Source organism: Clostridium tetanomorphum, assembly GCF_017873215.1.
In the GTDB taxonomy this organism is placed as follows: Bacteria; Bacillota; Clostridia; order Clostridiales; family Clostridiaceae; genus Clostridium_AO; species Clostridium_AO tetanomorphum.
The window spans coordinates 100,547-121,700 of sequence record NZ_JAGGKA010000012.1 but is presented as its reverse complement, the minus strand read 5'-3'; the positions used below and the strand labels follow the sequence as shown (position 1 = coordinate 121,700).

Below are 21,154 nucleotides of genomic sequence, written 5' to 3'. Positions count from 1 at the left end.
TATGTAAATTATACTTCATTACTTACCTTATCTAATAATGATATAAAATCTTTCTGTTGTTTTATTTCTAAATATAAATCCAGCAATGCTTTAGTTGTCATATTATTATATCCCTTATGTCCATAATTTAATATACTGGTAAGTTTCATCATAAAATTATCTTTGCTCATTTCTATGTCCTTTAACATTTCGTTACCAATATGTTCAACTAATTCTTCTTTTAAAGCTTCTCTTAAATTATAGGAGAAATTCTCTAAATATACTCTCACTTCTTCTGGATATGCTGCAAAATCTTCAGCTAATAGATCCTCTATATTAAACATAAAACGCCTCCATTATATTTTAACTCTTTTTATTTACTATAAAGTCATTTTATCATCTAGTAATCTTAAATTCTATATTTATATGTTTGTTAAAGATTTTTTAATAAAGTATAATATAATGATTACGATAAATTAATGCAATTATATAGCACTTTACCATTATCAAATGATTTCATTAATATATCATAAAGGTGGTAATTATAGAGGAGAATTTAATTATGCAAAATAATAATTTACCAAATGGATATAAAATTAATCTTCTTTCTCTTAAAAACAATAAGATAGTCCAAAAACTATGCGAGAAATGTTCAGATTACTATATATTACACGGAGGAGTATTACCCTCCAAAGAAGATATAAACGAAATATTTACTGCTTTACCTCCAAATAAAAATTATGAAGATAAATTTGTCTTAGGAATATATAATTTTGATGAATTAGTTGGTATAGTTGATATTATAAAAGACTTTCCCACTGATGGGGAGTGGATGCTTGGATTAATGCTTATTGATCCTGCTAGAAGAAGTAATGGACTAGGAAAAATAGTACATTCTGCATTAGTTACATGGGCAATTAATTTAGGTGCAAAATCCTTTAGAATAGGGGTAATAGAAGATAACTATAATGGAATTAGGTTTTGGTCTTCTTTAAGATATACAAAAATCAAAGAAGTTAATATGGACTTCTCAACAAAAAAACATATAGTAAATGTTATGAGATTGCAGCTTTAAAACTAACTATAAAACTTTATTAAAATACATAAGATTGGAGAAAACAAGATGTGGACTATTAACAAAAGTAAATTTAAACTTTTTTATAAAGATATATGCATTGGTGAAATATTATATACAGATAGTGACTTTCCTTGGCTTTCCGGTACTTTTACAGGTAATGATTATTTTAAGTCTTTTAAACCATTTTTTGATAGCTTAGTAGAAAGTCTAGATAAAGATATTGAATTTGATGAAAGTAAATGGAATCCTGAATGGAGCGAATTTAAAAATTGGAGCTTAATTGACGAGTATGATGAAGTCACTCCTATATGTATGCCTATGATATATACTAATCAGTGGGAAATTGGATGGAGACTACGATTTTAAATTAAGCCATTATATAACGTTACTAATTACTTAATATAAAAAACAATTGATAATTAAGAAGTAATTTCTTAAACTATCAATTGTTTTTTATTAGAGGTAGGAAATGTCTCATTAATATCAAATAACTATGGATATAGAAAAATAACTTATCACTTAAGAAGATACTATAATCTTATAATCAATCATAAAAAAGTTTATCAGCTTTGCAAAGAGCTTAAAATACTGAAAGACCGGAGAGTAATTAAACCTAAAATAAAGAAAACTATTTCAATTAACAGGACTATAACAGCCTCAAATCAACTATGGGAAATGAATATAAAATATGGCTACATAGAAAGGAAAGTGTAAAATAATCTGTGTAAACTCCATAAGAATTGAACATAATCAATACGAGGTTGGGCTCAAATTTCAGTACAATTATCCATATGTTTTCATGGCAGAATTGATAATATTATATTTTAAAAAATATTAGTAATTACAGTAGTGATAGTATATCTTTTTATTGTAATAATATTGAATAAATTAAAATAACTAGGTATTAGCACAATAATACTATTACCTAGTTATCCTTAAAGATATTAATTTTAAAATTTTTATGGAAGTTTACAGAAAATTCTTGACATGCTCCATTTGACAGGCGCTTATACTAATGAAACCCTAGAACATTATGAAAAAGACATTTAATATAAGAATTTTTATAACTTATTTAAGTTTAGTAACAGTGCTTATCTTCCTCTTAAAAAATGTAAGATAAGCACTCTTCATTTTTACCTATTCAACATAAAAACTTTTAGGAAACCCTTCTATATTATCAATTTCAAAGTATTCATCAAAATCTTTTGCTTCTTTTGTTTCATAAAACCTATTTATAGCTTCAATAAAGGATTTTAGATTTGGGGCAATAACATTTCTATCATTGTCTTCATGCCAAAATTCAATTAATTGCCCTTTTTCATTAGTAAAAATTCCTGCTATATCATAGCAAATACTATCTCCCCCACCATTTTCTAATATAGGTATCCAATTTTCATTCCACCAATTATCAATATCAAAATCGGAGTCAATCATTGAAGTTAATTCTTTTGCTGAATTCAATGCCTCTTCTAAAGGAATAAATGTTGAATTATTTGCAAAGGATTCATAACAATTTCCTTTCTGTCCATTTTTCCATTTATACAATAACTTTAAATCCTCAGGAAGAATAACATTAAACTTTGCTTCTAAATCTTTTATCTCATTTTCTTTTAATGGATCATTAAGTTCTGAGTAAAAATCAGGTCTTAATTTTCTTAAATATGTATCTAATATTTCTAATTGATTTTGCATGTCCTATACATCCCCCATCCAATCTAGTAATCTTTAAAATATTATATAATTAAATTGGATAAATTTAAATAAAATATTATCTAAATACAATGACATGCAATTAAATGCCCTTTTTCTATTTCTTTTATTACTGGCTTTTTTGTATAACATATTTCTTTTGCATTAGTACAATGTATGCAAAAACTACAACTATCTTCATTTACTTTATATTTAATACCCTTTTTTTCTCTAAGTATATTTTCCCAATGATTTTTTTCTAATGGATTCATTACAGGAATTGCTTCTAATAGTGTCTTAGTATATGGGTGATGTTTTTTCGTTTCTAAATACTTCTTTTCAAACATTTCTACAATTTCTCCTAAATACATAACAGCTATTTTATCGCTAATATAATTTACAGCTGCTAAATTATGTGAAATAAATATGTATGTTAATTCTAATTCCTCTTTTAATTCTTTCAGCAAATTTAGTATTTGTGCTTGAATTGAAACATCTAAACTTGAAGTTGGTTCATCACAAACAATAAATTCAGGTTTTAATATCAAAGCCCTAGCTATATTAATTCTTTGACACTGCCCTCCACTAAATTCATGAGGATACCTATTCATATATTCTTTACCTAGACCAACCTTCTCCATTATATCTTTAACCATTATAAATTGTTCTTTTTCTGTACCTACATTAAAATTTATCAGTGGCTCTCTTATAATGTCAAACACTGTTTGTCTAGGATTTAGTGAAGAATATGAATCTTGAAAAATAATTTGAATATCTTTACGTAAATTCTTTAAATCTTTTCCTTTTAATTCAACAATATTTTCATTTTTAAATATTATTTTTCCTTCATCTATACCTTCTAATCTCAAAATCATCCTAGCTAAAGTACTTTTTCCGCAACCACTTTCTCCAACTATACCTAATGTCTCACCTTTTTTAAGTAAGAACGAAACTTTATTTACAGCTTTAAAAGTTTTTGTTGATTTTGAAAACACCCCTTTTTTTTCCATATAAAATTTTGATAAATTCTCTACTTTTATAAAACTCATTCTCATACCCTCTCTATATTATCATTAGAAGCATAAAAGCAAGCTACTTTATGATTATCTGATATGCTTCTTAATATAGGAATTTCATTTATACATTGTTTTTCTTTAATCTCACACCTATATTTAAAAGCACATTCATTAGTTAAGTTTATTAAGTTGGGAGGATTCCCCTGTACTGGTTTTAGTTTTTCCATCTGATTTAATTTAGGTATGGAATTTAGCAAAGCCTTTGTATATGGGTGTATAGGATTTTTAAAAACCTCTAACACATCTCCATATTCTATAATAGCTCCTGCATACATTATTGCTATTTCATCTGCAATTTGTGCCACTACTCCAAGATCATGTGTAACAAAAATAATTGATGAATTTAACTGTTCTTTTAATTTTCTCAGTTCATATAAAATTTGAGCTTGTACCGTAACATCTAAAGCTGTTGTTGGTTCATCTGCAATTATAATTTCAGGTTTTAAACACAATGCCATTGCAATTACTATTCTTTGGCGCATACCTCCACTTAATTGAAATGGAAACTTTTTTAATATTTTTTCTGCATCTATTAAACCAACTTTTTTTAAAATATCTATAGCTTTACTTCTTGCATCTTTATTACTTATTCTATAATGACTTTTAATTGTTTCTATTAAATGGGTACCTACAGTAATTATTGGATTAAGTGATGTCATAGGATTTTGAAAAATCATTGATATCTCTTTGCCTCTTATGTTCTTCAATTCCTTTTCAGAAATGCTCATTAAATCTTTTCCCTTAAATAAAATTTCTCCATTAATAATTTCACCTGGATAATCAATTAACCTAAGTATAGATAAACATGTTGCACTCTTTCCACATCCACTCTCTCCAACTATTGCTAAAGTTTTTCCAGCTTTCAAATCAAAACTTATATTATTAACTGCATTTACAATAGAATTATTTTTATAGAATATAGTTCTTAAATTTCTAACTGTTAATAAAGGTTGCTCCTTATACATTTTTTATACCTCCAATGCCAAATGTACTTCTTCTAATCTCTAGCTGCACTTTACTTACTCTATTTAAGATTTAGAAGAACTTTTCTTATTAGGTAACTATGTGGCAAAAATGTTGATTTATTTTTACCTTTTTATATACTTAGGATCCATTATATCTCTTAGAGCATCTCCTAATAAGTTAAAAGCCATTATTACTACCATTATTGTTAGCCCTGGACATATCATAATCCTTGGAGCTATTTGAATATAATTTTTCCCTTCACTTAACATAGTACCCCATTCTGGAATAGGTGGTTGTGCTCCCAGCCCTAAAAAAGATAATCCTGAAATTGATAAAATTATATTTCCCATATCAATAGTTGCTAAAATAATTATAGTTGGCACTATATTAGGTAAAATATGTCTCAAAATAATTTTAATTGATGAAGTTCCACAAGATTTAGCTGCCATGATAAAATCCTTTTGTTTTATTGATAATACCATCCCTCTAATAACTCTTGCATACTTAGCCCACCACACAGAAGAGAGTACAATTATGATATTTATTAAACTTTGTCCCCAAAAACCCGCTATTACAATACATAATAAAACACTTGGAAATGCGAGAAAAACGTCTACTACTCTCATAATAAAATTATCTATTTTACCTCCAAAATACCCCGAAATCATTGCTATTGGAACACTTATAAGCAAAATCATAAATATTATAAAACAAACAGAAAATAAAGATATCCTAGTACCATAAATAATTCGTGACAAAATACATCTTCCTAAATGATCTGTACCTAACAAAAACTCTTTACTAGGACCATTTAACTTTTGAGATAAAACTACTTTTTGTGGATCATTTGGTGCTAAATATGGCGCAAATATACCTATTAAAAAAAATATAACAATTATAATAAAACTAATAAAAGCAACCTTATTATTAAACAAGCTTTTAAAAACTGTATATATATAGTTTCTTTTATGAATCATTTTTATTGCCTCCTAAAACACGTGGATCAATAAAAGCATATGAAATATCTACTAATAAATTAATTATTACAAATATTACTGACATGAATATTACAAATCCTTGAATAACGGGATAGTCTCTGTTAGAAATAGCATCAATAACGAATTTACCTATTCCTGGCCAAGAAAAAATTGTTTCCACAATTACAGATCCAGCAAGCAATTGTCCTATACTAGTACCCAAAATAGTAATCATTGGTATTAATGAATTTTTTAAAGCATATCTACTTATAAACCATCTTCTTTTTAAGCCTTTAGCCCTTGCCACTTTTATAAAATCTTCATTTAGAACCTCTAACATAGTTGCCCTAAGTATTCTAGTATATTGAGCTATTATCCCAAAAGCCAAAGTAAAAGCTGGTAGTATAACATTACGAAAACCATTTCCGCCAACTATGGAAAATATTTTCATCTTTACAGAAAATAAATATAATAGTAAAAGTCCCAAACAAAAGTCTGGAATAGTTATTCCAGTTAAAACAAAAAAACGTATGAAATGATCAATTATTGTATTTTTATATAATGCAGATATAATACCTAATGGAATTGAAATAAAAATAGCAATAATTAATGCATATGAAGCTAATTTAATTGTAAATGTTAATCTATACAATAACTCATTTAAAACCGGCATTCCAGTTTTAAATGAGTTACCTAAATCAAAACAAATAGCTTTTTTCAGCCAATTTATATATTGAATATGTATAGGATAGTTAAGTCCCATTTCCTTTCTAAGTGCATCAGCAGTATCTTTGTTAAAAGCTATTCCTTGAGAATTAAGCTTTAATTCTACTGGATCTCCGGGTGCTAAATTTATCAATAAAAAAGTTATTATTGAAATAACTAATACTACAGGAACAATAGCTAATAATCGTTTTATAACATATCTTTTCAAATAAAACACATCCCTTAATTAAGTGGTTCTAAGCTTCAGCTGGAGTTTTCTTATAAAAAATAATTTAACTCTCAACTGAAGCTTAATTATAGTTTTATTTTCTAGCACATATATAGAACATAGGCGTAGTTCTATTAGCTATTTTTTCTTCTTCTGTACATACTTTTTCATTTATATTATCATCTATAACTATCTCCTTAAATCCAATTTTAGAAAGTACTTCTCTATCCCATCCTGGACGTTTCTCATAAGTTAGAGGCAATTTTAATGAAATTGAATCTCCCTCTGCCTCTAAACTATCACCTATATCTATGAAAAATCCTAAACTTTTTGCTTCCTCTATATCTTTTTCATAATTTTTTTGAACCTCTGGATTTACTAATCTTTCATTCCAATTTCCATCAAATATTATTACTTTTCCTTCTTTTTTCAATATCTTATGCCAAAGTTTATATACTTTTTCAGGTTCCTGTAATGTCCAAGTAACATTTCTACTTATAATTACATCAAAACTTTCTTCTGGAAAAGGCAATGAATCAACATCGCACTGCATGAAGTTTGGATTAACACCAACCATTTCAGCATTATGTGACGCTTGTTTTATCATCATTTCTGATGAATCTACAGCAGTAACTTCATAGCCCATTTGACTCATGATAATTGCAAAAAATCCTGGACCTGTTCCTATATCAAGTACTTTTTTATAATTATCTTTCTCTATATTAGTTTTTATTAAATTTTTCCATGCATCCTTTTTAAAACTAGTTAATTCCTCTAAAATCAAGTCATTATAAATTTCAGAACTTTCATTCCAGTACTTTACATTTCTCTCTTTAAGTTCCATAATACATTCCTCCATTGTATTTTATTAAATTTATATTATTTATTTTTATAAAGCTTTTCCCAAATAACAGGACTATAAGTTGTATTTCCAAATTCAAATCCTGAGATTGTTTTATTTGTTACAAAAATTTCATTAGTATAGTATATAGGTACACATACGGCCTCATCATACATAATTTTAAACATTTTGTCATAAGTCTTTTGTATTTCTTCTTTATTTGACATTGGTGCAATGCTATCTATTAATTTTTCCAATTCTTTTGTTGTATAGGATATAGCAGTTTCCCCTTGTCTACTATGGAATATATCTTTTAGAAAGAAATAAGGATTCCATCCATCAGAATATGTACGATATATAACTAATCCATAGTCCTTACTTTTCCAAATAGAATCATAATATGCACTTCCTTCAAGAATTTTTAAATCTAATTTAATTCCTATCTGTGCTAAATTAGCTTGAATAACTTCACATATAGACTTCCATTCTGGGAACTCTTCCACTTGAAGAACAAGTGGTATTTTAAGCGCTTGTCCGTTTTTATCTAAAATTCCATCATTATTTGAATCCTTCCATCCTGCTTCATTTAAAAGCTCTTTAGCTTTCTGAATATTATATTTATATCCTTTATTATTGTCTTTTGTTACATAAGGAACTGTAGATTGGAATAATCCTTGTGCTGGCTTTCCTGTACCATCAAACAAATTATTAGCAATTTCATCCTTATTTATTGCGTAATTTATTGCTTTTCTAATCTTACAATCTTTAAATATATCATTTTTATTATTAAACATTAAAAAATAAGAGGTTGTTCCTGAATTAGTAAAAATCTTCAAGTCATTATTCTTTTTTATTACTTTTAAGCTTTCAATAGGTATTCCAGACATTTGACCTCCTGCTAAGTCCACTTCTCCATTCTGAAGTGCTAAAACTCTTGTTTGAGGATCTGCAATTACTTTTATTACAAGCTTATCAACTTTAGGTTTATCTCCCCAATAATTATCATTTTTAATCAAAACAGTTTCCTTATCCTTTATATAATTCTCAACTTTCCAAGCTCCTGTACCTATTGGTTTTACAAACTTACCTTTAGGATCTCCTGCTGGCTCTACTGCTGTTGGACTTATTATTCTTATAGGTCTTGGATATGTAAATTCAGTTAATGCAAGTGAATATTTAGATTGAAAATCTAATTTAATTGTGTCCTTATCTATAACATTTATTTTCTTTATATCTTTGCAAATTTTCATCCAAGATAATTTTTCATTATTAGCCCATCTTTCAATTGAAAATTTTACAGCTTCAGCATCACAAGGGGTTCCATCCGAAAATTTTACTCCTTTTCTTAAATGAAAAGTATAGCTTTTACCATCTTCAGATACATTCCATGATTCTGCTAATCCAGAAACTATATTTCCATTTTCACCATATTCAACTAGAGAGTCGTAAATTAGTGGATAAGCCTGCATTAATCCTTTGTCTGAAAGAGTATCTAATGTATCCATTTCACTATCTGAACTAGCTGCTATATTTATTGTTTTTGATGAATTTTTATTGCTTGCTTCCTCTTTGCTTTTACCACATCCAGATGCAAATAAAGATATTAAGCTTAATATACTTAAAATAATAAAAAGCTTTTTCCTGCTAACCATCCTTTATCCTCCAATATTATAAATTTTATAATTTAAAAATCCGGATTTTATATCATAATCTTTTATATAAAAAAGAAACTCCTTCCTTGGGAGTTTCTTAACTACTTACTATAGAATTAATTTATTATAAATTAGCATAAGAAATAGTCACTATATTCCCTCCGAATATACTGAAGCATTTATATCATATAAGCAAGTCTCCTGGCTTGTACTTCATCCTACTTTCTTACCTTCCCGGAATACACCAGTGGTTAATTAAGATTTTGTCTGTACTTACAGTAGCGGGGCTGCGTCGGTCTCTCACCGAACTTCCTTTTTAATCTTTTCAAAAAAGCACTCATATAACTTTAATATAATATTTATTTTTTATAGTAAATATTTTAACATAATCATAAATTATTTTCAATTTTCTAATTTTCATAATATTCCTTGTGAATCCAATTATATTCATAATTCTATTAATATGTATATATTTCGTTTTTTTCCTTAAATTTGCGATATTATTTTAGTTTTATATTTTTTAATCTACAGTATTCTATAACGGATAATGCTTTAATATTTTTCCATGCTAACGTAAAACATAATTATTGACAAATTCAAATTAAAAGTATAATATTAATTTAGAAATTACAATTGTAATCTAAGGAGTGTTACTATGACTAAATTACCTAAAATATCTGACGCAGAATGGGAAGTTATGAAAATAATATGGGATAACAATCCGTGTAGTGCCAATTATGTTATAGAAAATTTGGAAAGCAAAATGGATTGGAAACCTAAAACCATAAAAACATTAATAAGCAGATTAGTAAAAAAAGAAGTATTATCATTTAAAGTAGACGGAAGATCTTATAATTATTATCCTTTAGTCAAAAAAGAGGATTGTATAAAAGAAGAAAGTAAATCTTTTTTGCACAGAGTATTTAATGGAGTGACTAAAGACTTGGTATTAAATTTTATAGAAGATCATAACCTTACAGATGAGGATATAGAGGATTTGAAAAAGATTTTAAAAGAGAGGAAATGATATGGATAAGTTAGTATTTTATATATTTTTAGTTTTTAAACTAATTATAGAAATGTCACTTTTCTCTATTATACCTATAATATTTATAATTACAATAAACAAACTTTTAAATAAGAAAATTTCTGTAAAATTTCAATATATACTTTATATCTTCATATTAATAAGATTAATTTCCCCTGTAATGCCTAAAAGCTCTTTAAGCTTATATAACAAAGCAAAAATATTAGCTATGCTAAATCATAAAAATACCATAGTTGATATGATAAAAAATGAAGATAAATCTAAAAGTTATGATAGTAGCTTAAGCTATTATAGGGAAATAGATAGAAGCTTTAGACAACCTAATTATATAAACTTTTCCTATACTATAAAAAGATCTCATTCTTATACAAAATACTTATTTATATTATGGTTTTTAGGAGTATGTATCTTAATCTTATATAATATAGTCAACCATATAAAGTTTTATAAAAAAATAAAATATATTAAAGAAGTAAATGATAAAAAAATAATAAACACACTGTTAGAGTGTAGTAAATTTCTTAAAATTAAGTCAAAATTTAAATTATTAGAATTAAGTTTTATAAGTAGTCCTGCTATATTGGGATTAAAAAATCCTATAATATTAATTCCAAAGGGATTATTAAAAGAAATTAAAAAAGAAGATTTAAAAAATATACTGCTTCATGAATTATGTCATTATAAAAGAAAAGATATTTTTGTTTTATATTTAGCTAAAATTGTTTGTATATTCTACTGGTTTAATCCTTTGATTTGGTATACTCTGAATAAATTAAAGAAAACCTTAGAATTAAGTTGTGATGAAATGGTACTTTCTTATATAAATACAGAAGGCAAACTAAGTTATGGACATACTATAATAAATCTTCTCTCTTATTCAAAAAATAATTTAAACATTTCCATGCCTTTAAATATGGTAGGAAATAAAAAAGAAATTGCCAAAAGAATATCCTTTATACGTGATTTTAAAAAGAAAGGATTATATGCTACAGCCCTATCTTTAGTTGTAGTAATTTTAACTGGTGCTATTATGTTAACAGAATGTAATAGCACAGTTTTGGCAGCTATGGACAAGAATATATCCTCTAGTTATGTAGTAGATGAAGAAGGAAGAATTAGAAAAATAGATAATACAAATATTTCATTTAATAAAGATGATAAAATCTTAGGAAAATGGATATCTGTAGATTTTGTAAAAAATATAAAGGATTTTATTCCTTATAGAAGAAATTACAAAGACGACTTATATCTTAAAAATTTAGAGTTTTTTCAAAACGGAAAAACAAATATAAAATATTGGAACTGGTCAAAAGATCTAATTATATGTCTTTATGATAAAACAGTTAGCAAGTATTATATAAAAAGTATAGATAATGAGGAATATATATTTTTGCAATGGAAAAGTGGAGATTATTCATTCAGAAATATGTCCCCATTTTACTATGTATTAAAAAAAGTTAAATAATATTTTTCGTATTAGAGATATCATCTTGGATAACTCTAATACAAAATTTTATACTTTAGAGATTACATACGTAATCTCTAAAAAGATTAAATTTGGAGGAGGATTATTATGTGGAATCATATTAAAAAATTTAGTGTCAAAAAGAAAGTATGTTTTTCAATTATTATTATTTTAGTTTTATTTGTAGTATTTGCTTTTACTTTTCCAATAGGTAAATATAACGATTGCAAAGTAAATGGTAATAGCGGAATAGCTAGAGTACCTAACCCTGTAGATTATAAAAGAGGGAAACTTAAAGAACTTCCAACGTATGAAGAAAACTCTAATAAAATGTGGCAAGTTGATTTAAGAAGTTGTGATTTATATGAACTAGACATTAAAAATAATTTAAAAGATTTAATGCACGCAGATTTTGATAGTAAAACAAAGTGGCCTTCTGACCTTCCAAAAGGATTTGATAAAAATGCTATTATGGAATATGGAAAAAATCCAGGTTTAAATTTAAGAAAACTTCACGAAAAAGGCATTACAGGTAAAGGAGTTAGCATGGCTATTATTGATCAAACTCTTTTAACTGACCATGAAGAATATAAGGATAGATTAAAATTTTACGAAGAAATCCATAATGGGGAAAGTGATGGTGCTTCTATGCATGGAGCAGCTGTTGGTTCTATTGCAGTAGGAAAAACTGTAGGCGTTGCGCCAGAAGCAGATTTATACTACATTGCAGAAACCCATGGTAAATTTACTTTAAGTAGCCTTGTAACAGGATTCCCTTTTGATTTTACTTATTTAGCAAAATCCATAGATAGAATCATAGAAGTAAATAAAACTTTGCCTAAAGAAAAAAAAATACGAGCTATCTCCATGTCTATAGGATGGGACGAGAGACAAAAAGGCTTTAAAGAAGTAGATGCCGCAGTAAAAAAAGCTAAAGGTGAAGGTATATTAGTTGTTTCTACAAGTTTTAGTCAATATTATAATATTGATTTTTGGGGCCTTGGAAGAGATAGTATGAAAAATCCAGAGGATTTTAAAAACTATGAAACAGGTATGTTCTGGAGTAATTTATTTTTTAAAGATAATAAAAGATTTAATCCATCAAAAAATATTATGGTACCAATGGATAGTAGATGTACTGCTTCCCCTACAGGAACATCAGATTATGTATTTTATAGAGAAGGTGGATTAAGTTGGGCTGTTCCCTATGTAGCAGCTTTGTATACTCTATGCTGCCAAGTAAATCCTGATATAACTCCAGATGAATTTTTAAAGGCTGCAGTAGATACAGGTAACATAATACAAATAGAGAAAGACAATAAAAAATATAATTTAGGTAAGATAGTAAACCCAGAAAAACTTATAGAAAAGGTTCGCAAATAGATGATTAATATAGGGAGTGTTATAAACACTTCCTATTTATTCGTTTAATATTTTCTAGTTTTTTTATGAAACTATCTATATGGCTTTTCTCCCAAACCATATTTACGATATTCTTTCTCAACAAAAATAGAATCAATTTCTCCAGTTAAATCTTCATTTATTGTATTAATACAGTAGACAATATATAAATCTTTCTCTGTATCTTTAATTAAATATATCTTTACTTGTAAATTATCATCTTTAATAAACTTACTTTTTTTAACTTCAAACTTTAAATTTCTGAATTCATGTGAAAAATAGATTGAATGTCAACTCTGATACCATCTTCCAACATCTTTTCATTTAATACTTCTTTTACCGTACATTCATCTTTTTCTTTTAAATAATTATATTTACATGTTGGAATAGACATATAATAATCTCCGGGGATATACTTAAATTTTATCTTCTTCCTTTACATATTTTGAAAAACACTTTACATATTTAATTTCAGTATTTTGTAATAAGTTAAACATATTTTCTCCTCCTTTTAAGCAAACTCTATATGAATCTAAACATCACTTAACTATTTAGTAACTTACTATGCCTTAAATAGTATTTCAATGATATTATTGGTTAATTATATTACCATAGCATGAAAATAAACAAAAAACTCTTTGCTATCCTTACTCAAAGAGTTTTTTGTTACAAATCTATTTAATTTTAAATTTTTTTAACAGGTATCTGAATTTCAGTAATATATTCCTCAATATTTTGAGTTGACCATTCCCCTTCTAAATATAATTCCCTATTAGGTGCTGAAATTCTATAACCATTTTCTTCAATCCATTTAATTAAAGCATTATATGCCATACATATATTTTCATAGCTTCCTTTGTGTACTACACAAGCTGCATTTTCTACTAATGGAAGATCTTTAACTTTTACCCTGTCTGTTTCTGGTACATCACTTGCTATACATGACATAACCTCAATATCCACATCACTTTCCTTATGCCCCTGGTCATAATATATTGCTCTACAAGGTGCAATTACCTTAGCATTATGTTTTTGTAAGTGTCCATTAAGCTCTATCCATAAATCATGCTGCTTACTATAATCTGGTATAATACCTCTCACAGCGGCTACCCTTCTAGATTCAAGTTGTTTTAAAACCACATCATATTTTAACATAAATCTGTCATCCTCCTTAATTTTATTTATAAGTGTCTCTACTCTTGAAAGTCTTATTTTTTCAGAATTTATGGTATCATTAATTTCTTTCTTTTTTTCATCTAACATTGAAAGTACAATATCCCTAGATTCCTCATTATCAATTACATTACTGATTTGATTTAATGAAAATCCCAAATCTTTTAAAGCCAGTATTCTATTTAATCTTAGAAGTTGTTTTGCTGAATAATATCTATATCCTGTTTGCCAATCAACTTCCATAGGTTTTAAAAGTCCTAGTTCATCATAATATCTAAGAGTTTTTATAGATATTTTATTAAGATTTGCAAATTCCCCTATTCTAAACATATTTTATCTCTCCTATGCGCGCATATTTTGTTAACAATTAAATAATAAACCCTGCCGTAATAGGAGAGTCAATAATTATTTATATTTATCCTTAATTTTCCTTATTATCTTTTATATTACTTATACATCTTCTTCGTTTTAAATATATACCAAGTATACTTGCCATAAAAATGCTTATGAATTGACAAAAGCCTATAACTAGTCCAATAATTCCAACACCATAATCATTTGATTCAGTATAGGTATGAAAAATCTCAGAACCTTTAGTTAAAACTATAACTGAGTACATCATGTATGGAATAAAAATCAAAAATATGTTTAATATTGTTCACCTTTTTTAATATATATTTTTCAATATATTTGAATTCAATTCCAACTATGATAATATTATTATATTGCACAATTTTCTTTACAGAAAGGATTGAATTTAATTGAAAGAAAATTTAACTGTTATAGATAATATAAATGAAGATATTAAAAATCTTCTTCCTACAACATATAATATTTTAAATGAATCTAATTTAACTGTACATCCTTCTGTTTACAAAATTATACTAAGTGGTTCTAGGGGGTTATCCAATCGTTTTCGTGAAAACTCAGATATTGATTTGTCTTTGTTAGTAGACTCAAAATTTTTAAATAAAGAATTAAATCCAGAGCAAATTTTAAAAGAAGTTTTAAATGTAACATTAATCAATTGGAAAAGTAAAGTTGAACTTGATACTGTTGCTGTATTTGATATTAATAATTGTAATTTAAAGTGTTTTGATTATAAATCATATTCAGATAAATTATGTAAAATGGGCGATACTGATTGTTTAGGATTATATAAGAAGCAAAAAGGATTCCATGGTTACGTTCCTAAAATTGGTATTAGTATTAAACTAATTCATCCAATTATAACTGTATGGGAACGTAAAAGATAAGCTTTTTACCATAATTTTCACATGTAGTGCTAAACTCTAGACTTCCGTACTTTAATTAAATGTAGATTTTTAAGCATCATTTAATATATCTTACTTAAACTGATATAAAAATTATAAATATATAGGCACGGGGTAGGGCAGTGGGTAACTTATCGGATTTATAACTTAGAGGTCATAGATTCAACCCTTACCTCTCCAACTCCAAAAACGCCTGTACTTATATGTATAGGTATTTTTTTGACATCAGTACCAGGTACCAAACTACCTAAACTTAATGGTATTACACTCAATTTTTGACTCCTTAAACTTTTTAAAATTATCCATATCAATTTTACATTGTTCTATTTTACTCATTTCATTATTTAATATATCCTTTATAAAATTATGTTTATTTACAGTATCTTCATTTATTTTATAATATACAAATTGAGCCTTTTTATAATTCTCTATTATTTTAGCATTATTTAATCTATTCAAATGCCTAGATACATTAGATTGTGATATTTGGAGTATATATTCAATTTCACACACACATAACTCCCCATAGTTTAATATGTTCAAAATCCTTATCCTATTTTCATCGCTTAATGCTTTTAATATGGTAATTACATCCATAATTCCCCTCCAAATTACTTTTATTCTTCATTTTTTAATATAATTTAATGAGACTATAGTTAAGTTTATGAGTTTACACAAACCTATCTACAGCCTCCATTTAACTTTATTATATAATTTAGCAGCAACATCTTCTTTTATGATGATGTTTATGTCTTTTACTGGAGCAACAACAGCAACATTGATTCCTTCCTCCTAATCCTCTACCATATCCTCCTTGGCCAAACAATAAAATCGCTATTAAAACTAATAAAGCTATATTGCCAGTTCCTCCTGACTTTAGCATTCCCCCAAGTAATTCATTTGTTCCTATACCATTTAAAACATCGCTATTTCCTAAAGCACTTATTAATTCATTCATATCCATAATGTACACCACCTTTCTTATATAGAGTAAAACCTAGTTTGAGTATGATTATATATGCATATAGTAATTTAATGTTTAATATATATTATGCTTATATTAAAAGACTGTTCCATAAATTTATATATAATTTTAAAACATAAAAATTAAAAGACTATCCCAAATATAGAATAGCCTTTTCTACCAATATAATATATTTTATAAATATTTCTTTATTTCCTCTGAGGATAAAACTCTTCCCATAACTTTTACTTTTTCATCTACTACAAGCGCTGGTGTCTTCATTACTCCATAGGATAAAATGTCCTTCATATCAGTTACTTTTTCAATAGTAGCATCTACTCCTAACTCTTCTACAGCCTTTCTTGTATTTTCTTCCAATTTTTTGCAATTAGTACATCCTGAACCTAAAACTTTAATTATCATACTATCTCCTCCAAACTTAAATTAAAATATATGAAAATGCATTAAATGCATAGCCTATAATAATTATTCCTACTGCTACTATTCCTATAAATATTCCTAATAATTTTGGCTTTATTACTTTGCTTAACATAATCATAGAAGGAAGTGATAAAGCTGTTACTGCCATCATAAAAGATAGTACTGTACCAATTCCAACTCCCTTACCAAATAAAGCTTCTGCTATTGGGATAGTTCCAAATATATCAGCATACATTGGTACGCCAACTGCTGTAGCTAATAAAACTGCGAAAGGATTATTATCTCCTACTACACTTTCTATGATGTTTTGTGGAATCCAATTATGAATTGCTGCTCCAATTCCTACTCCTATTAATACATATATCCATACTTTCTGTATTATATCCTTAACCTGACTTTTTCCATAAGAAATCCTTTCTCTATAAGTCATTTTCTCTGATTCTACATCAACATTTTCTATTCCCCATACATAATCTTCAATATATTTATGCATATTTAACTTGTCTATAATTGTGCCTCCTATAACTGCAAGAACTAATCCTACAATAACATAAGCTATTGCAATTTTAGCCCCAAAAAATGACATTAATATTAAAAGTGATCCTAAATCTACAAGGGGAGAAGATATTAAAAATGAAAAAGTAACCCCTAGTGGAAGTCCTGCTGATGTAAATCCTATAAAAATAGGAATACTTGAACAACTACAAAATGGTGTTACAGTGCCTAATAGAGCTCCAAGTATATTTCCTTTAATACCTTTAATTCCTCCAAGAATTTTCTTTGTCTTTTCTGGTGGAAAATAACTTTGAATGTAAGATATCATAAATATAAGAACAGATAAAAGTATAAAAATCTTTATGGTATCATATATAAAAAAATGTACACTTCCACCTAATCTATCTTGCACTGATAATCCAAATACCTTCTCTATAATTACTTTTACTAAATCTGAAAGCCATGTCATTTTTAATAATTGATTGTTTAACCATCTAAAAGCTCCACTTATAACACTCATAAATTTCACCTACTTTAAATTTACTTATTACATGATTGAAGAAATTTTTCTGATTCCTTAATTTTTTCAATATCATTTTTAATTTTTGGATAATCATTTATATTTTTTACTATATTTTGAATAATTTCACTAAAAAGTCCTTCTTCTATGTTTAAACTATAAAATATAAATTGTTCCTGTCTTTCATCTTTTACAAATCCCATATCTCTAAGTTTTGCAAGATGCTTAGAAATTTTAGGCTGGGACTCTTCCATAATGCCACATATCTGACAAACACAAAATTTTCTATGATAAAGTAAAATTAATATTCTTAAACGTGTTTCATCAGATAGCATCTTAAAAAAATTCATTAGTCTATCCATTAACTCACACTTCCTTTATTAATATTTTTATTATGGCAATACATATACTTATATACTCGTATACGTATATAAGTATGATACACTTATATTTATATTTTGTCAACATAAACAAAGTTCTAAACTTCAGAGGGAGTTTTTACTCCCTCTGAAGCTTATTAACAGAATTCTTAGGAATTTTACTCCTTAGAAGTGGTTATCCTTTAGGGGAAATCGTTATCCAGGGCTCTGGCCACTCTTTACTCCCATTTTAAAGATGGGAGTATTAGAATGGGCAGTCATCGGATAAAATAATTAATCCTCACCCATATATGACTTTTATTGACAATATATATTTTTTTACAACATATATAGACAAAATTTTGACCGTATGCTAAAATCATATAGGAAAAGTTCGAAAATTTACTAAAGCACTGATATTTTTTATTTTAAAGGAGGTCCTATGGAACAATTCGTAAATATACAAATGTTAAATCAGTTTTGGCTAACATTATTATTACTAATTCCTATTATTTTAATTTCTCGTACTGTTGTAGCTGGAACAAGATATTCCCCTATCTTAATTATAGTAATCTTTGGATTAGCTATGGGATTAATTCTTGTTAAAAGTAATGTTGCTACACCAGGTTTACCTGAATTTCCTATTGTTGATTTAATGAGTAAAGTGACAGTAACAGCATTAATAGTATCCTTCTTTGTTGGAGGACAAGAATTAAAGAAAATATTAATGCATGAAAAATTAGAAATTGAAGATTTAGTTGTACCATCAGAAGAGGAAATAATCCTTGGAACTCAGCGTACACAACTTGTATTTCTTGTTAGATCTTTCTTTATTTTAATAGGTATTGAAGGAGTTAAACGTTTAATTTTAGGAGTTTCATCTGATGATGCCCTTAGTAAATTCTATCCAATTATTTCTTACTTGGGATTATCAGGAGCTTTAATTTTGATTGACTATAAAGCAACTATTAAAAATAAGTCTCAATACATTAGAAAAGGTTTATTAGAAATTATATGTATAATAGTAATTTTAATTGCATCAGCTTATATTGCTGAATGGATTAAACCATTTATTGGTTTACCACAAATTTTCTTTGCTATGATTTTATCTGTTATTTTAGGTATGCTATTTTCAAATTGGAAATTTGGACCAACAATTAGAGCATTGCTATTTGCTGGTGTTCCAGTTGTACTTGCTGCTAACTTTATGGTAGGTGGTTCAAGAATTCTTGAAGCATTTAAATTAACAGAAATGAAAGCTGTTATGGTTTACGGTCTCTTTGGGCAATTATTTTGGATGTTTGGTGGCTTAACTTTACTTATTGGTTTTGGTTTAGCTAACCATGTACGTAATCTTGCACCAGGTATGGCTGGATCATTATCTCACTCTGGTTTAACTGGAGCATGTACCGCTGGTGACTTAGGTCCTGAAGCAGCATCTAGGGCTCCTATTATGATCAACATACCTTTCTTTGGACATGTATTTGTATTCTCTATATTAGCAGCTAGTGCGGCTCGTGGTTCCTTAATAATTGGATGGACTTTACCAATTGTAGTAATTGGTGCTTTATTGACAATATGGTCTTTAAAAACTTTAAGGAATGCTAAAGGTGAAGAAGCTTTAGAAGTTAAAGGATTAATGCAGTTTTCCTTTGGTTGGCAATTAGTTGCGGTATTTGGGGGATTTTTATTACTTAGCGTTAGTGGAATGCCGATAAATGATGCTGCTATGGCAAATTCATCAGCTATTTCCCACTTTGGACTTTTTGCGGCAGTTCAAGGAGGTATGTTTGGAGCACAAGCAGCTGACATGATTGCATTTATATTTGCAATGCCTTTCTTAATTCATCCATTAGTTTTTGGTATGTTTGGTAAAGCTGTTGAAAATAATGGTGCTATGCCTGCTAAGGTTGTATATGCATTAGGCATCATAGGTACAATAGGGGTTATATATTCTACTTTCTTTATGAAATAATTTATTAAAACATTTAGACTGTTGGCAAACATCATTTGTCAGCAGTCTTTTTACACTAACTATGTTGCATATATTACAATAAGTTGACTATTCATTTTGCTTTGGTATAATAATTGTACAAAACAATTATTTTGTATAATAATACTAAGGAGATCATTTTATGAGAAGAAATTCTGATACCAAAATAAAATACTTAACCCAACAAGAAGCAATAAAACTTTTTGATGCTATTAGCTCATGTGATAGTTGTCATTCTATACGGGATTTAGCTTTATTTAGGGTGGCTTATAGATGTGGTTTAAGAGCTTCTGAGATAGCTTTAATAAGGTTAGAAGATTATAATTCAACTAAAGGAGAGATTTATTGCAAAAGACTAAAAGGGAGTAACAATAATACTATTAGACTTGATCGTAAAACTAAAGTTGCTTTAGATAAATATATAAATAATTATAAAGTATGTGATGAATCTTCTATTCTATTTAAAAGTCAAAAAAATAATCCTATTTCTAGACAAACCATTGACCACTTGATGAAAAAATACTGTGTTCTTGCTCAAATTTCTGATAAGAGTAAACATCATTTTCATACTATTAAACACACTACTGCTGTTCACCTAGCGGAATCTGAAATGGATATTAAAGAACTTCAATGGTGGCTTGGTCATAAATCTGTGTCTAATACAGAAATCTACTTCCAATTTACTACAAAGCAACAAGAAAAAATGTATTTAAAACTTGAAGAAAAAAGTGAAATGGTATAAAAAAGTTCTTAGTTTCAGGTAAAATTAAGCATTCCTTGAAACTAAGAACTTTCCTTTATATTATTTTTTATAACTATCCTATGCCAT

Annotated in this window: 24 protein-coding genes and 1 riboswitch; of the genes, 9 read left to right on the top strand and 15 right to left on the bottom strand. The window is 27.4% G+C overall.

Translation table 11 applies throughout. The features are described from left to right. Nucleotides 1-8 precede the first annotated feature (8 nt). The gene (locus J2Z24_RS12695) at nt 9-323 is read right to left on the bottom strand and encodes a hypothetical protein (RefSeq protein WP_035145719.1); all 315 of its coding nucleotides are present in this window, start codon (nt 321-323) and stop codon (nt 9-11) included. A gap of 218 nt (nt 324-541) precedes the next feature. On the opposite strand from J2Z24_RS12695, the gene J2Z24_RS12690 reads away from it, so the two are divergent. From J2Z24_RS12690 to J2Z24_RS21950, 3 genes are all read left to right on the top strand, one after another. After that, complete coding sequence (locus J2Z24_RS12690; protein WP_035145716.1) at nt 542-1,054, top strand: GNAT family N-acetyltransferase; 513 nt, start codon at nt 542-544, stop codon at nt 1,052-1,054. A gap of 48 nt (nt 1,055-1,102) precedes the next feature. Next, nucleotides 1,103-1,423, top strand: a complete 321-nt coding sequence (locus J2Z24_RS12685; protein ID WP_035145714.1) for a hypothetical protein — start codon at nt 1,103-1,105, stop codon at nt 1,421-1,423. 75 nt (nt 1,424-1,498) lie between these two features. Continuing rightward, nucleotides 1,499-1,771, top strand: coding sequence for an IS3 family transposase (locus tag J2Z24_RS21950; protein WP_085058999.1), 273 nt, complete (start codon nt 1,499-1,501; stop codon nt 1,769-1,771). A 423-nt stretch (nt 1,772-2,194) separates the two neighbouring features. Here the strand turns inward: J2Z24_RS21950 and J2Z24_RS12675 are convergent, their stop codons facing one another. The 7 genes from J2Z24_RS12675 to J2Z24_RS12645 form a co-directional block, all read right to left on the bottom strand. Next, complete coding sequence (locus tag J2Z24_RS12675; RefSeq protein ID WP_035145713.1) at nt 2,195-2,749, bottom strand: SMI1/KNR4 family protein; 555 nt, start codon at nt 2,747-2,749, stop codon at nt 2,195-2,197. A gap of 80 nt (nt 2,750-2,829) precedes the next feature. Next, on the bottom strand, nt 2,830-3,795 hold the full coding sequence (locus tag J2Z24_RS12670; RefSeq protein WP_051593148.1) for an ABC transporter ATP-binding protein: 966 nt from the start codon (nt 3,793-3,795) through the stop codon (nt 2,830-2,832). A gap of 2 nt (nt 3,796-3,797) precedes the next feature. Continuing rightward, nucleotides 3,798-4,787, bottom strand: coding sequence for an ABC transporter ATP-binding protein (locus J2Z24_RS12665; protein WP_035145710.1), 990 nt, complete (start codon nt 4,785-4,787; stop codon nt 3,798-3,800). Nucleotides 4,788-4,910: 123 nt separating this feature from the next. Then, the gene (gene nikC, locus J2Z24_RS12660; RefSeq protein WP_035145708.1) at nt 4,911-5,765 is read right to left on the bottom strand and encodes a nickel transporter permease; all 855 of its coding nucleotides are present in this window, start codon (nt 5,763-5,765) and stop codon (nt 4,911-4,913) included. Then, nucleotides 5,755-6,699: a nickel ABC transporter permease gene (nikB, locus tag J2Z24_RS12655; protein WP_035145707.1), complete on the bottom strand. Its 945-nt coding sequence runs from the start codon at nt 6,697-6,699 to the stop codon at nt 5,755-5,757. Before nikB ends, nikC begins: the two co-directional genes overlap by 11 nt. A gap of 94 nt (nt 6,700-6,793) precedes the next feature. Next, a complete protein-coding gene (locus J2Z24_RS12650) occupies nt 6,794-7,543 on the bottom strand; it encodes a class I SAM-dependent methyltransferase (RefSeq protein ID WP_035145705.1) in 750 nt (249 codons plus the stop codon). 35 nt (nt 7,544-7,578) lie between these two features. Next, on the bottom strand, nt 7,579-9,192 hold the full coding sequence (locus J2Z24_RS12645; protein ID WP_035145704.1) for an ABC transporter substrate-binding protein: 1,614 nt from the start codon (nt 9,190-9,192) through the stop codon (nt 7,579-7,581). A gap of 174 nt (nt 9,193-9,366) precedes the next feature. Continuing rightward, nucleotides 9,367-9,548: riboswitch (cobalamin riboswitch) on the bottom strand. A gap of 299 nt (nt 9,549-9,847) precedes the next feature. Between J2Z24_RS12645 and J2Z24_RS12640 the strand changes: the two genes are divergently transcribed. The 3 genes from J2Z24_RS12640 (at nt 9,848) to J2Z24_RS21445 (ending at nt 13,088) form a co-directional block, all read left to right on the top strand. Further along, nucleotides 9,848-10,219, top strand: coding sequence for a BlaI/MecI/CopY family transcriptional regulator (locus J2Z24_RS12640; protein WP_035145702.1), 372 nt, complete (start codon nt 9,848-9,850; stop codon nt 10,217-10,219). 1 nt (nt 10,220) lies between these two features. After that, nucleotides 10,221-11,705 carry a M56 family metallopeptidase gene (locus J2Z24_RS12635; RefSeq protein WP_035145700.1) on the top strand — a complete coding sequence of 495 codons (1,485 nt, stop codon included), beginning with the start codon at nt 10,221-10,223 and terminating at the stop codon, nt 11,703-11,705. Between the two features lie 108 nt (nt 11,706-11,813). Further along, the gene (locus J2Z24_RS21445; RefSeq protein ID WP_241392938.1) at nt 11,814-13,088 is read left to right on the top strand and encodes a S8/S53 family peptidase; all 1,275 of its coding nucleotides are present in this window, start codon (nt 11,814-11,816) and stop codon (nt 13,086-13,088) included. Between the two features lie 271 nt (nt 13,089-13,359). Here J2Z24_RS21445 and J2Z24_RS12625 read toward each other — a convergent pair whose 3' ends face one another. Together J2Z24_RS12625 and J2Z24_RS12620 are read right to left on the bottom strand one after the other, a co-directional pair. Continuing rightward, the gene (locus J2Z24_RS12625) at nt 13,360-13,500 is read right to left on the bottom strand and encodes a hypothetical protein (protein WP_156950183.1); all 141 of its coding nucleotides are present in this window, start codon (nt 13,498-13,500) and stop codon (nt 13,360-13,362) included. 290 nt (nt 13,501-13,790) lie between these two features. Continuing rightward, nucleotides 13,791-14,609: a MerR family transcriptional regulator gene (locus J2Z24_RS12620; RefSeq protein ID WP_035145697.1), complete on the bottom strand. Its 819-nt coding sequence runs from the start codon at nt 14,607-14,609 to the stop codon at nt 13,791-13,793. 431 nt (nt 14,610-15,040) lie between these two features. Here J2Z24_RS12620 and J2Z24_RS12615 point away from each other — a divergent pair, with 431 nt between their 5' ends. Continuing rightward, entirely contained in the window at nt 15,041-15,535 is a 495-nt protein-coding gene (locus J2Z24_RS12615) for a nucleotidyltransferase family protein (RefSeq protein WP_035145693.1), read from the top strand. A gap of 261 nt (nt 15,536-15,796) precedes the next feature. Here the strand turns inward: J2Z24_RS12615 and J2Z24_RS12610 are convergent, their stop codons facing one another. The 5 genes from J2Z24_RS12610 to J2Z24_RS12590 all read right to left on the bottom strand — a co-directional run bounded on the left by J2Z24_RS12610 (nt 15,797) and on the right by J2Z24_RS12590 (nt 18,335). Then, nucleotides 15,797-16,150 (bottom strand): ArsR/SmtB family transcription factor, encoded by a 354-nt coding sequence (locus tag J2Z24_RS12610; protein ID WP_035145690.1) that lies wholly within the window; start codon nt 16,148-16,150, stop codon nt 15,797-15,799. Between the two features lie 118 nt (nt 16,151-16,268). After that, on the bottom strand, nt 16,269-16,517 hold the full coding sequence (locus tag J2Z24_RS12605) for a hypothetical protein (RefSeq protein ID WP_035145689.1): 249 nt from the start codon (nt 16,515-16,517) through the stop codon (nt 16,269-16,271). Between the two features lie 195 nt (nt 16,518-16,712). Continuing rightward, nucleotides 16,713-16,940 carry a thioredoxin family protein gene (locus J2Z24_RS12600; protein WP_035145688.1) on the bottom strand — a complete coding sequence of 76 codons (228 nt, stop codon included), beginning with the start codon at nt 16,938-16,940 and terminating at the stop codon, nt 16,713-16,715. A 16-nt stretch (nt 16,941-16,956) separates the two neighbouring features. Continuing rightward, entirely contained in the window at nt 16,957-17,973 is a 1,017-nt protein-coding gene (locus J2Z24_RS12595; protein WP_035145687.1) for a permease, read from the bottom strand. 20 nt (nt 17,974-17,993) lie between these two features. Further along, nucleotides 17,994-18,335, bottom strand: coding sequence for an ArsR/SmtB family transcription factor (locus J2Z24_RS12590; RefSeq protein WP_035145686.1), 342 nt, complete (start codon nt 18,333-18,335; stop codon nt 17,994-17,996). A 439-nt stretch (nt 18,336-18,774) separates the two neighbouring features. Here J2Z24_RS12590 and J2Z24_RS12585 point away from each other — a divergent pair, with 439 nt between their 5' ends. Both J2Z24_RS12585 and J2Z24_RS12580 read left to right on the top strand, forming a co-directional pair. Further along, nucleotides 18,775-20,307: a hypothetical protein gene (locus J2Z24_RS12585; protein ID WP_035145684.1), complete on the top strand. Its 1,533-nt coding sequence runs from the start codon at nt 18,775-18,777 to the stop codon at nt 20,305-20,307. A gap of 160 nt (nt 20,308-20,467) precedes the next feature. Then, complete coding sequence (locus J2Z24_RS12580; protein ID WP_035145682.1) at nt 20,468-21,067, top strand: tyrosine-type recombinase/integrase; 600 nt, start codon at nt 20,468-20,470, stop codon at nt 21,065-21,067. The last annotated feature ends 87 nt before the right edge of the window (nt 21,068-21,154 follow it).